This is a genomic window from Candidatus Nitrosacidococcus sp. I8, assembly GCF_945836005.1.
GTDB lineage: Bacteria > Pseudomonadota > Gammaproteobacteria > Nitrosococcales > Nitrosococcaceae > Nitrosacidococcus.
In genome coordinates this window covers 1,662,056-1,674,883 of record NZ_OX241534.1, presented here as the reverse complement: position 1 = coordinate 1,674,883, position 12,828 = coordinate 1,662,056, and the positions used below count along the sequence as shown (strand labels likewise).

The following is a 12,828-nucleotide window of genomic DNA, read 5'->3' as shown; positions in this document are numbered from 1 at the left end:
ACTTTTACGCTTTTACGACTAAAAGTTGAGTACCTACTACCAAAGGATGCGCATTAATATAGTCTTGCACAGCCATAGCTCGTTTACCAGGGGGTTGTATTTTTAATAACCTTAGAACTCCTTCTCCAGTAGCGATATCTATGCCTAACTTATTTGCCCTTATGATGGTACCTGCTGGTGCTAATCGACTATCTTCTAGTACCGTAGTTTCCCACACTTTTAGTACTTGATCTTGAATTTGGATCTTTACAATAGGCCAAGGATTAAAAGCACGTACTTTCCGTTCTAGTAGTAAAGCAGGTTGATTCCAATCAAGAAAAGATTCTTCTTTAGTAATTTTAGGAGCATAACATGCGTAGAATTCATCTTGTGGTATATAAGATAATTTGTCTTCAACTTGTGTAGGCAAACATGCTAGTAGAGATTCTGCTCCTAATTCAGCAAGACGATCATGGATAGTTACTGCCGTATCTGTTTTTTGGATAGGGCAAATACTTGTACTTATTACTGGACCTGTATCTAAACCTATGTCCATTTTCATAATACTCACTCCTGTTTCTTTGTCTCCCGCAAGTAAAGCTCTTTGGATGGGGGCAGCTCCTCGCCAACGAGGGAGTAGTGAAGCGTGGACATTAATACATCCAAGGGAAGGTGTATTGAGTATTGGAGATGGAAGAATAAGACCATAGGCAGCTACGATTAAGATATCCGGAGTAAATGCTTTAAATTGATCTTGTATAGATTCATCTTTTAAGGTCCTTGGCTGATATATTGGAATATTATGAGTTATTCCTACTTTTTTTACAGGGCTAGGTGTTAATCGTTGGCCACGACCACTAGGTCGATCTGGCTGAGTATAAATGCCATAAACCCTATGATTACTCTCAATAATTCTCTGCAAAATAATTGCAGCAAATGCTGGTGTTCCTGCAAAGAAGATTTTTAATGCCATAAAATCCTAAAAGATAGGAGGTATTCTAGTTGAGCTTAACCAGTTGAATCGTATTAGAGAGAAAAATAAAAATCGCTAGACTATTTAATTATATAGCTCGGCGGTGTTGTTTTTCTATTTTCTTTCGAATGCGGCTAATTTTTAGTTTAGAGAGATAATCGATAAATAATTTGCCACTTAAGTGATCTATTTCATGTTGAATGCAAGTAGCTAATAAATCTTTTGCATGGAGTTCTTGAGATTTGCCGTATTGGTTTAAATAGCGTATTGTAATTTCTTCAGCACGTGTAACGGTTTCAAAAACATTAGGTATAGATAAACACCCCTCTTCATTTTCAGAAGATCCCTGGCGGTCAATAATTTCTGGATTAATGAATACAAATGGATCAGATTTATCTTCAGTAATATCAATAACAATAATTTGTTTAGTTACATTTATTTGGGGTGCAGCAAGCCCTATACCTGGTGCTTCATACATAGTATTTAACATATCTTCTGCTAATTTTTGGATAGACTTATCAACAGTGGCAATAGGTTCAGCAATACGCCGTAGTCTTGAATCAGGGTAGTGTAGTATATTAAGCGTTGCCATAAGTATTAATATAAAATGATATTAGCTAATAAGTATTAAAGTACTATTAGTACTTTATTAAATACAATAAATAATGAGAAAAAAATTATTTGTTATCTTGCTGTATATACACACCCTAGTATTTACAGTGTGGGGAAATTCTACCCTAGCTGAAGAAACAACCCTAGATCATCCACCTCTTCCAGTACATAAAATTTCCCCGCAAAGCCGATCTCTTGAACTTTATAGTAGTATTTCCACTGAATCACTTAAATCGCTTCGACAATCTCTATTACACCATAGAATAGTAAGTAAAAGCACCATTATTCATGCACCTTATATTATCTCCGGCAGTAGAGAACACTTAATCTCAAGTACTGGCGATGAAATTTATGCCCAAAATGTACAAAATACTAGTATTAGAAATTATGGTATCTATCGAAAAGGAGAGGTTTATTTAAATCCAGATAATCCTAACGAAATATTAGGCTATCAAGCAATATACATTGCAGGTGCCCGAATAAAACAACTTGGGGATCCTGCTATTCTCAGCGTGCTAAATACTAGGGAAGAAATTTTGGTAGGAGATTATCTATTACCCATAAGCAATGAATTTGATAGTTTATCTCCCCATCAACTATCAACCTCCTTGGAGGGAAAAATTATTGCAATTGTAGGAGGAATTTCTCAAATTGATGAGCATCAAGCACTTGTACTTAATTTAGGATTAAAAGATGGTATAAATCCTGGGGCAGTACTTTCTGTATATCAAAGAGGAGAGATAGTATATGATATCTACCACTCTCCATCTGAACAAAATAGAATTAAATTGCCTAATAAATATGCAGGAGAAATAATAGTTTTTCGCACTTTTAATCATATTAGTTATGGATTAATGCTTCGAACAGAATTACCCATCAATATTTACGATATTGTGCGTACTTTATAACTTAGTAATTTTGACAGTTGATTTGACTCAAGAATTATCCTACTGGCTAGCACTATACCGCACCCCTGGGATCGGTAGTAAAAATTTCTCATATCTATTAGAAAAATATGGTACGCCTGCAACAGTTTTTTCAAATTTAAATAAATTCTCTGGTCTGAGTGCTAAAATATTAGACTCCTTACATAAACCGGATTGGGAAGGTGTTACTAGAGATTTACAATGGTTAGAGCAACAGTCTAATCGTTGTATATTGACTCTAGCTGATAAGGATTATCCTCCTTTGCTAAAGGAAATTACTGATCCACCCCCCGTTTTATTTATTGAGGGCAGCCTAGAATTACTTTCATTACCACAATTGGGAATTGTAGGTAGTCGTAATCCTTCATCAAATGGTAAAGAGACAGCACACCAATTTTCCCATTCTTTGTCAAGGTCAGGGTTGCTTATTAATAGCGGATTAGCAGTTGGTATAGATACAGCCGCACACCAAGGCTCTCTTGCTAGTAACCTACCTACTATAGCTGTAGTTGGTACCGGTTTAGATAGGGTATATCCTGCTCGTAATCGAGATTTAGCTCAAAAGATCAGAGAAAATGGAGCACTTGTATCAGAGTTTCCTATCGGTACTCCACCCCTCGCTCAAAATTTTCCACGGCGTAATCGAATTATTAGTGGATTAAGTTTAGGGATTTTAGTAATTGAAGCTGCCACCCAGAGCGGATCGCTTATTACTGCTCGGCTTGCTGCTGAACAGGGTAGAGAAGTGTTTGCGATTCCTGGCTCTATTCATAATCCTTTATCTAAAGGATGTCATCGGCTAATTCGAGAGGGGGCTAAATTAGTAGAAACTGCCCAAGATATTATGGGTGAATTAAAATCTTTGGTAGGTTTTATTGCAGCTAATCAGCCATATTTAGATTCTTCTAATAATAAAGATTTACAGAATATAGAATCAGAGTATAAAAACGTTTTGAATAAATTAGGGTATGATCCTGTACCTATAGATGCTCTAGTTGAGCGATGCCAGTTAACTGTAGAGGAACTTTCCTCCATACTATTAGTGCTAGAGTTGCAGGGCTTTATTACTGCATTACCTGGAGGGTGTTATATTCGCTGCAATCGAGGAGATCAGTTATGAAAGAGAGTATATTTAATATCCTTGTATATTTATTTCAACAACATATAGATAATGAAGCTGGACAGCAGCTTAATAAGGAATCGCTTTCTATAGAATTAGCTCAAGCTGGCTTTCATCATACTGAGATTGATAAAGCATTTAATTGGTTAGAGAGATTAGTAATACCCCAGTACAATGAAGAATCTAAGAAGCTTTTAGCAGAAAGTACTTCGATTCGGATTTTCACTACAGCAGAGCAAAAAAAACTTAATCCTGAGTGTCAAGGATTTTTATTGTTACTTGAGCAAGTGGGCATTTTAGATCCTATGACTCGAGAGCTAGTTATTGAACGAGTAATGGAATTAGGATCAGAGGAATTTTCCTTAGAACAATTAAAGTGGGTAATTCTTATGGTACTTTCCCATCAACCTAAAGGAGAGTCTATCAATCCATGGATCGAGGATTTTATTTTTGATGGTATTAATTATCCACTGCATTAAACATTAATAGTTATAAAAAAGCATTTTAGATTATTGTAGTTACTAATTTTGAGTAAAAATTTAATCATTGTAGAGTCGCCTGCCAAGGCTAAGACGATAAAAAAATATCTAGGAAAAGATTTTGAAGTTATGGCCTCTTATGGTCATGTACGAGATCTTATTCCTAAGAAAGGTGCAGTAGATCCAGAGAATGGGTTTATGATGAAGTACCAAGAGATTGAAAAAAATAGCCGCCATGTCAATGCTATTGGAAAAGCCTTAGAAACTGCAGATACCCTTTTTCTTGCAACAGACCCGGATCGGGAGGGAGAGGCTATTTCTTGGCATTTACTTGAGTTGCTTAAAAGCAAAAAATTACTGGCTAATAAAACGACCAAAAGAGTAGTATTTCATGAAATTACTAAAAATGCGGTCAAGGAAGCGATTACTCATCCTCGAGATATTTCTATTGATTTAGTCAATGCACAACAGGCTCGCCGTGCCTTAGATTATTTAGTAGGGTTTAATCTTTCCCCCTTACTTTGGAAAAAAATTCATCGAGGGCTATCTGCAGGACGAGTACAAAGTCCTGCGTTAAGGTTAATTTGCGAGCGAGAGCAGGAGATAGAAGATTTCAAGATTCGAGAATACTGGACTCTTGAAGCAGATGTGGAATCAAATAAAGAAAAATTTATTGCTAAATTAGCTTATCTAAATGGAAGGCGGCTAAAACAATTTGATATAGAAAATGGCACTCAAGCCCAAGAAATAGTAAATCAACTTACTCAAATAGCTCAAGGAAAGCTCTACGTAACAAAAGTTGAGAAAAAACAGCGTCGCCGCAATCCTACCGCTCCATTTATTACCTCTACCTTACAGCAGGAAGCCTCTCGCCAACTTGGGTTTTCTGCAAAGTATACTATGAGCATTGCCCAGCAACTCTATGAAGGAATTAGTATCGAAGAAGGTGCTGTAGGGCTAATTACTTATATGCGTACAGATTCAGTTAATTTGGCCCAAGAAGCTATAGAGGAATTACGTAGTTTTATTACACAACATTTTGGTAAAAATGATCTACCAAACCAACCAAGAGTATTTAAGACCCAAGCAAAAAATGCCCAAGAAGCCCATGAGGCTATCCGACCTACTTCGGCGTATCGAACACCAGAATCTGTAAAAATTTATTTAAAGCCTGAACAGTTTAAGCTCTATGAGCTTATTTGGAGGCGAACCATTGCCTGTCAAATGAACTCTGCCCTAATCGATATGGTAGCTATAAACCTTAGTACACAAACTATATCTAAAGACAACGAAAATGAAAATATATTTCGTGCAACTGGTGCGACGATTGCTTATCTTGGCTATATGATGGTTTATCAAGAAAAAAAAGATGATTTAAAAGAGGAAGGGCAAAAAATTCTCCCTCCTTTAAAAGAGGGAGATAAAGTTAATTTAATCCAAATTAGACCTGAACAGCATTTTACTGAACCGCCCCCTCGATATTCTGAGGCAAGTTTAGTAAAAACCTTAGAAGAGTACGGCATTGGCAGGCCTTCTACTTATGCTACCATTATTTCTACGCTACAACAGCGGGAGTACACAGTTCTAGAAAATAAACGCTTTCATCCTACCGATGTAGGAAGGGTAGTCAATCATTTCCTTACCGAACATTTTAATCCTTATGTTGATTATGATTTTACTGCCCGCCTAGAAGATGATTTAGATGCGATTTCCCGAGCTGAAAAAGATTGGATTCCCATTTTAGAGAAATTTTGGGGACCATTTTATAACCAAATTCAGCAAAAAGAGCAGAGCGTCAGCCGAGAGGAAGCTATTCAAGCTCGAGAATTAGGAATTGATCCGAAAAGTGGGAATCCAGTATCTGCCCGGATGGGGCGCTATGGTCCTTATGTACAGATTGGATCTAAGGAAAGTGAGGAAAAGCCAAAATTTGCTGGACTACGTCCTAATCAAAAAATTGAAACGATCACTCTAGAGGAAGCCATAGAATTATTTAAATTACCTAGAGAGTTAGGTATAACCCCTGATGGAAATCAAGTGATTGCAAGTGTTGGCCGTTTTGGGCCTTATATTAAATATGGTTCAAAATATATTTCCATTGGTAAAGAGGATCCTTACACCATTACCTTAGAGCAAGCGATACACTTAATAGAAGAAAAAAAACTTGCAGATGCTAAGAAGATTATTAAAGATTTTCCAGAAGTAAATATTCAAATTCTTAATGGGCGCTATGGCCCTTATATTACTGATGGAAAGAATAATGCCAGAATTCCTAAAGATCAAAGTGCTGAAGAGCTTACCTTAACTGCGATACAAGGTCTTCTTGTGCAAGCATCTGAAAAACCGAAAACTAGCCGCTCTAAAAAAGCAAAAAAATAACCTACTATCATGTTTAGAGGAGAATAGTTAAATGTCCCTTCCTTTTGTTGCTGTACTAATGGGGTCAGATTCTGACCTGCCTGTTATGGAATCTACCTTAGATGTACTCAAAACTTTAGCTATCCCTTTTGAGGTACGGATCACTTCTGCCCATCGAACGCCAGAAGCTACTGCTTTCTATGTAAAAGAGACAGATAAGCGAGGATGTGGGGTATTTATTGCTGCGGCAGGATTAGCAGCTCATCTTGCTGGTGCAGTCGCTGCAAATACCCTAAAACCTGTTATTGGCGTACCTATGGCAGGAGGTCCTCTCAATGGTATGGATGCTCTATTATCTACAGTGCAAATGCCCGGAGGTGTCCCCGTTGCTTGTGTTGCTATTGGTAAAGCCGGGGCAAAAAATGCCGCTTATCTAGCCGCGCAAATTTTAAGTCTTAGCGATAAGAATCTTGCTAAACGAGTAGCTGCTGATCGGCAAGCAATGGCCCAATCCATATTAGATAAGGCAAATAGTTTATAACTCAATATATAGTTAAAAATTTTAAGAATATTAATTTAGGAAAAAATTCTACCAATGACCGTGTTGAAAAATGATCGCTTGCTACGTGCTTTGCTGAGGCAACCTGTAGATAAAACCCCAATATGGATTATGAGACAAGCAGGGCGTTATCTTCCTGAGTACCGCGAGGTTAGAGCAAAAGCAGGCAATTTTTTAACTATGTGTACTACCCCAGAGCTTGCCTGTGAAGTAACAGTGCAACCTATTCGTCGCTTTAATTTAGATGGGGCAATCATTTTTTCCGATATTTTGACAATTCCAAATGCTATGGGGCTAGGTTTATATTTTACTGAAGGTAAAGGCCCTTGTTTTGAACGACCTGTAAGAACGGAAAGCCAGATTCATGCTTTAGGCGTACCCGATCCAGAAACAGAACTTCGCTATGTTATGGATGCCATTAGGCTTACTCGCCAAGAATTAGACGGTAAAGTACCGCTGATTGGTTTTTCTGGCAGTCCGTGGACCTTAGCGTGTTATATGGTAGAAGGAGAATCAAGTAGGGAATTTACCTTAATTAAAAGCTTACTATTTGATCAACCTAAATTGCTCCATCACTTACTAAGCACTCTTGCTCAATCTGTTATTTCCTACCTTAATGCTCAAATAGCGGCAGGAGCTCAAGCTGTGATGATCTTCGATACTTGGGGCGGCGCTCTAAGTAATAGGGATTATCAGGAATTCTCCTTATCTTATATGTCCCAAATTATTCAAGGGCTAACTAGAGAGTATGAAGGGCGTAGAGTACCGGTTATTTTATTTACTAAAGGGGGCGGTTTGTGGATAGATCAAATCGCAAATTCTGGCTGTGATGCCCTAGGTCTAGATTGGACTGTATCTTTAACTAAAATAAGAGATCAAGTAGGACAAAAAGTAGCCTTGCAAGGCAATATGGATCCCTGTGTGCTATATACTTCAAAGAAGCGAATTCATCAAGAAGTAGCAACCATTTTAAAAGATTACGGATCAGGAAATGGTCATGTGTTTAACTTAGGCCATGGCATTCATCCTACTATTGATCCAGAGAAAGTTGCTTATCTTGTCGATTCAGTCCATGAGTTAAGCCAGCCTTATCACTCATAGCGTTTTCGACTACCCCTTTCGTAATACCCCTCCTTAGGGAAGGGAGGGGTATAATGTTTTACAAATTAAGCCCAAAATTTATTTTTAGCTAATTTTCTATAGGCTTCAGTAATATTTTTTGAAAATAGCTGAAAAAGCAGTGCAAGAGGACCAAAAAATAACCCCAAACCTGCCCAAAATATAGGATCTTGTCCTTTTCTCTTAGCTATGAGGTACATAAGTGCAGCAAAAAACAAATAAAAAAGTAAAAAATAATAGATCATAATAGATACGCTCCTAAAATAGGATTGCTAAGATAATCACTTATAAAGTGAAATAAATTGGAATTAAAGCTGGTAAAGGATGATTACTCTAATGCTTTAGCACCATTTTGTCCACGATGTCTTAACAGATGATCCATTAAAATAATGGCTACCATAGCTTCGGCAATCGGAGTAGCACGAATACCAACACAAGGATCATGGCGTCCTGTAGTAACTACTTCTACTGGTTCCGTATGAATGTTAATGCTTTGCTCAGGTAATCTAAGGCTCGAAGTAGGTTTTAGTGCAATGCTGGCAATAATATCTTGACCGGTAGATATTCCACCTAAAATTCCTCCTGCATTATTACTTAAAAAACCATTAGGCGTAATAGGATCCCGATGTTCCGTTCCTTTTTGAGTAACTACCTCAAAGCCAGATCCAATTTCCACTCCTTTTACTGCATTAATACTCATTAATCCATGAGCAAGATCGGCATCTAGCCGATCAAAGACAGGTTCTCCAAGACCTGATGGAACACCCATAGCTACAATATTTATCCGAGCACCAATGGAATTACCTTCCTTACGCAAAGCATCCATATATGCTTCTAGTTGAGATATTTTCTCTGAATCCGGAAAGAAAAAAGAATTTTGCTCGATAACCTTCCAATCTAGTTTTTCTGCTTTAATTGGACCTAACTGGGCTAAATAGCCTCGAATTTGTATATTATGCTGGTTAGCTAAATATCTCTTAGCAATTGCCCCTGCAGCCACACGCATAACTGTTTCACGAGCTGAGGATCGTCCACCGCCTCGATAATCTCGAATTCCATATTTATGATGGTAAGTATAATCAGCGTGCCCAGGGCGGAATAAATCTTTGATTTTTTCATAATCCCTAGAGCGTTGATCGGTATTTTCTACTATAAGACCAATGGAGGTGCCGGTCGTTTTTCCTTCAAATACCCCTGAAAGGATTTTAATTTCGTCTAATTCACGACGCTGGGTAGTGTGGCGGGATGTACCAGGGCGGCGGCGATCCAAGTCTATTTGTATATCTGCTTCACATAGATCAAGCTCGGGAGGACAACCATCAACAATACATCCTAAAGCAGGACCATGGCTTTCGCCAAAAGTAGTTACGGTAAAAAGCTTACCTATCGTATTACCAGCCATAGCTGTCTAAGTTCTATTAGTTTTTGATTTGGCCTCTAATTTCCCCATTTGGGAACTCTCTAGAGTGTATGTTGATGTAGAGATTACCTAAGAGTAATTCATTAGTTATATTTTGAGCTAGGGTAAATGTTTGCTCTATAGGACTTTCAGCAGCCTCAAATGGCATGATTATAATACTTCTGTCTGTGCCAGGATGGGATTTATGAATATGGGCAACAGTTGGGTTTTTAATATCATGATTACAAATTATTTCAAAAGTAATCTGATTTTTCCTTAAAAGTGCTGTGCAATGACCGCTTGCTTGGCTATTATCCGCAGGTACTTCTTGATCACCGCTTAATGAAAATTTATAAATCTTATCTCCTGAATCAGGAATAAGATTTTTTTTAGTTGCCGATTGTGCCTGTGAAACTAAGGTTAAATTTATGCTCAGTATTAATAAAAACCCAATGAATGCGATATTAAAGATGGGTCCCAATAATGCACATAGCTCTTTCATATTATCTCCTATTATATTTTTTATTTTACGTAAAATACAATTCTAACAATTTTTTATAAAAACTGTAGAAACGTATAATTAGCAAAGAAAAATATAATATATAGAGCTATTTATGATATAAACTTATTTACCATGCAGAATGGCTAGCTTTTTCAATTTCCTCTTTAATAATTTGATTTATCCTATCTCTCAAATCTTGGAATTGACTAAATACAAGCATTACAAGTAGTACTACTTTAACTATTTCTATAATAATGTACATAATGTGATGGGCAGGCAAAGTGGTCATTCTAATAATTTGCCCCGCAATAACCATATGCACAATATGGTAAGGACTAGCCATAGTCTCTACGCCATGTACCATAGCTAAGGTTTTGGGATCTAGCATGAAAAATAAGAAGGCAGTTTGAATAGTTAGCAAAATGGCTATACTTATTGTTAGAGAAGTTGTTTTTCTAGATCCTTCTCCATAATAGGCTGTGCCAAGCATCACTGCTGCAAACACAATTTCAACTAGATTTAGAGCATGAAACAAAACATACTCAATTTGAATAGCAGCAGGTACGGTGAGCAATAAGGCATAGAATTTTAGCGGGGTTTCGAAAAAACTAACGGCTAGAATAAAACCTATCCATAGAATAGTAATAATAAAAGCCCAGCTAAAAATAGGTAAAGCACTGCTTTTCATCATAGAAATAAAGGTTATTTACTTTAGCCCTTGAAAGATTTTTGTTAGATTATAAGCTTATATAAGAGTATAGATAAAATTTACCTATCCCATACAGATATTATATAGTTTTTTATCTTTTTAATAGTTTTTTATCTTTTTAAATGTTGATTCTTTTCTTTTCCTATAACGACTATCTTGCATAATTTTGAGAAAGTAAGATATATGAACGCTTGTCAGCTCATTGTGACTGATAGGGCGACGATAATTGCCTGTCCAGCTTAAGTTAGATAATAACTTTTTATACTCCAGTTGCCACTTTTTGTTATCTTCCCTCCAATTTTTCTCTAAAGCATAATTTTTTTTGTTGTATTCTTTTATGTTATACCCTTCTATATATTTCTTTTTGCACTCTGCGAAAAACGCACCCTCAAATTCTTTTATATACTCTTCTTTAGTTTCTTTAAAAAGCAAACCCTCCATCATATATGTAAGAAGGCTTCTAGCATCTTCTTCACTAATAGGATCTTGCTTAGTAATATCTCTGAACAGGCTTACAGCATTTTTAATGGTATTTTGATAATCCTTTTCAAAATTATCCTTATCCGTATTATCAGCATTTAGCTCATATATTTGTTTTTTGATGCCTTTAAGATCGTTATATATGCCCTTGTATTGCTCTTCGAACTCTGCTGCTTGATATTCATGTTTATGTTTAGCTAAAAATGCATCTTGATATATTTTTCTATAGCTATTAAAACCAGAAGCATCTGAATCAGAAACATCTGACTCTCTGAACTTACTTAAATGGTAATTTAAATGTTCCATTTTAAACTCATATGGAACAAAGTCAAAAAGAAAGGTTAGTAGTTTTATAAATAGTACAAATCCGATACGATACCCAAGGCTAAGTTCATTTTTCAAGTCTGAGAATGTGCTATTAATACTAGAATTGTACTGAGATTTAGGTATTCTATTGAGATCGAGATGTAACTTATGATTTTTCTCAGCTTTTTCTGCCATCCATTCTAAGGATACATTGCTCATTCCATCTTCCCTATATCCACCACCCACATTAGAGTGGATACCGGTAAACCACTTCTGATCAAAGTAAAAATCATCATAGATGTTTCTATTTTTTGATCTAAATAGGGTTGGTCGAAATATAAAACGATTTTCATCTGCAGCAAGTGCATGATAAGTACCTTGAACAATATTGCTGACATAGACATCGTGAAAGCCTGTTTTAAAGAATTTTCTGACAAAAAAAGACAATATAGAGGTAGGTAATCCTAGAGCACTCACTGTATCAAACACACCTAAAAACTGAACTTTCTCTGCCCTATCTATCTTATATAATTCATATCTATCTGCCGAATTTGTCTCTGCCTTTGCCTGATCTATCTTTTTCTGAAATTCCTCTGTCTTCTGAATTTTATGATATTCAGCACTATCTTCGGGGTATACGTTATGTACCCTGTGATTATATTTATTTCTAAATTTTTGTATCTTTACATAAGATCTTGGTTCTATCTGATCTAAGTATTTAGAGCCTTGTGCTATGATTTGAAGAAATAGGAATTGCCCCTTATTTTTTCCATCTGAAGTATTTTTCTCTTGTTCCATTGTTTTTTGGCGATAAAATGGGTCTTCATAGTGTTTATAAACTTCATCTACTAAATTAAGGTTTGCACGTTTTAAAATACCCATTTTATTAATAAGACCGACTAAACTTCTGGCTGAATAAGCTCCTCGGCTAAATCCAAAAACGAATATTTCATCTCCGGGATGGTAATTACTCACAATAAATCGATAACCATCTTTAATATGATCAGATATACCAAAACCAGTTCCACCCCCTATCAATCGATCCAATACTCCTGTACCAACGCCACGAACATAGTGAACGAGCTGTGGGTATGGGTAATCCTTTTCCGTTTTTTTGCTCTTATCGTTCTTTATATCCTCACTCTTATCGCTATTTTCTTCCTCAGACTTGAGAAAACTATCAATATTAATACTGTAACTACAGGTAGCTTCAAAAAGTTTAAATACATTTGTAGGGGTATCTGTATTTTCCTGCTTCCATGTACCATCAAAAAATACAACTAATTTTTTTTAAATTGATTCTTAGA

12 protein-coding genes and 1 pseudogene are annotated in these 12,828 nt (G+C 36.4%); 6 read left to right on the top strand and 7 right to left on the bottom strand.

Features of this window, described 5'->3' with window-relative positions; translation table 11 throughout:
• Positions 1-4 precede the first annotated feature (4 nt).
• Together fmt and def are read right to left on the bottom strand one after the other, a co-directional pair.
• Positions 5-952: a methionyl-tRNA formyltransferase gene (fmt, locus tag OOL07_RS08275; protein ID WP_264696088.1), complete on the bottom strand. Its 948-nt coding sequence runs from the start codon at positions 950-952 to the stop codon at positions 5-7.
• 88 nt (positions 953-1,040) lie between these two features.
• Entirely contained in the window at positions 1,041-1,544 is a 504-nt protein-coding gene (def, locus tag OOL07_RS08270) for a peptide deformylase (RefSeq protein WP_264696086.1), read from the bottom strand.
• A 73-nt stretch (positions 1,545-1,617) separates the two neighbouring features.
• Between def and OOL07_RS08265 the strand changes: the two genes are divergently transcribed.
• Genes OOL07_RS08265 through hemE form a run of 6 tightly spaced genes read left to right on the top strand, consistent with a single transcriptional unit; the run spans position 1,618 to position 8,107 of the window.
• Positions 1,618-2,472 carry a peptidoglycan-binding protein gene (locus OOL07_RS08265; protein WP_264696085.1) on the top strand — a complete coding sequence of 285 codons (855 nt, stop codon included), beginning with the start codon at positions 1,618-1,620 and terminating at the stop codon, positions 2,470-2,472.
• A 10-nt stretch (positions 2,473-2,482) separates the two neighbouring features.
• A complete protein-coding gene (gene dprA / locus OOL07_RS08260; protein ID WP_264696084.1) occupies positions 2,483-3,610 on the top strand; it encodes a DNA-processing protein DprA in 1,128 nt (375 codons plus the stop codon).
• Complete coding sequence (locus OOL07_RS08255; protein WP_264696083.1) at positions 3,607-4,089, top strand: Smg family protein; 483 nt, start codon at positions 3,607-3,609, stop codon at positions 4,087-4,089. Before dprA ends, OOL07_RS08255 begins: the two co-directional genes overlap by 4 nt.
• 48 nt (positions 4,090-4,137) lie before the next feature.
• Positions 4,138-6,468, top strand: a complete 2,331-nt coding sequence (locus tag OOL07_RS08250) for a DNA topoisomerase I (protein WP_264696080.1) — start codon at positions 4,138-4,140, stop codon at positions 6,466-6,468.
• Between the two features lie 31 nt (positions 6,469-6,499).
• Entirely contained in the window at positions 6,500-6,988 is a 489-nt protein-coding gene (gene purE, locus OOL07_RS08245) for a 5-(carboxyamino)imidazole ribonucleotide mutase (RefSeq protein WP_264696079.1), read from the top strand.
• 54 nt (positions 6,989-7,042) lie between these two features.
• Entirely contained in the window at positions 7,043-8,107 is a 1,065-nt protein-coding gene (gene hemE, locus OOL07_RS08240) for a uroporphyrinogen decarboxylase (protein WP_264696078.1), read from the top strand.
• A gap of 65 nt (positions 8,108-8,172) precedes the next feature.
• Here the strand turns inward: hemE and OOL07_RS08235 are convergent, their stop codons facing one another.
• From OOL07_RS08235 to OOL07_RS08215, 5 genes and pseudogenes are all read right to left on the bottom strand, one after another.
• Complete coding sequence (locus tag OOL07_RS08235) at positions 8,173-8,370, bottom strand: hypothetical protein (RefSeq protein WP_264696077.1); 198 nt, start codon at positions 8,368-8,370, stop codon at positions 8,173-8,175.
• Positions 8,371-8,453: 83 nt separating this feature from the next.
• The gene (gene aroC / locus OOL07_RS08230) at positions 8,454-9,527 is read right to left on the bottom strand and encodes a chorismate synthase (RefSeq protein ID WP_264696076.1); all 1,074 of its coding nucleotides are present in this window, start codon (positions 9,525-9,527) and stop codon (positions 8,454-8,456) included.
• Between the two features lie 16 nt (positions 9,528-9,543).
• On the bottom strand, positions 9,544-10,026 hold the full coding sequence (locus tag OOL07_RS08225; RefSeq protein ID WP_264696075.1) for a CHRD domain-containing protein: 483 nt from the start codon (positions 10,024-10,026) through the stop codon (positions 9,544-9,546).
• Between the two features lie 127 nt (positions 10,027-10,153).
• Positions 10,154-10,717, bottom strand: a complete 564-nt coding sequence (locus tag OOL07_RS08220) for a hypothetical protein (RefSeq protein ID WP_264696074.1) — start codon at positions 10,715-10,717, stop codon at positions 10,154-10,156.
• A 117-nt stretch (positions 10,718-10,834) separates the two neighbouring features.
• A pseudogene (locus OOL07_RS08215) lies at positions 10,835-12,799 on the bottom strand (T6SS phospholipase effector Tle1-like catalytic domain-containing protein); the annotation flags it as partial.
• Positions 12,800-12,828: the final 29 nt, after the last annotated feature.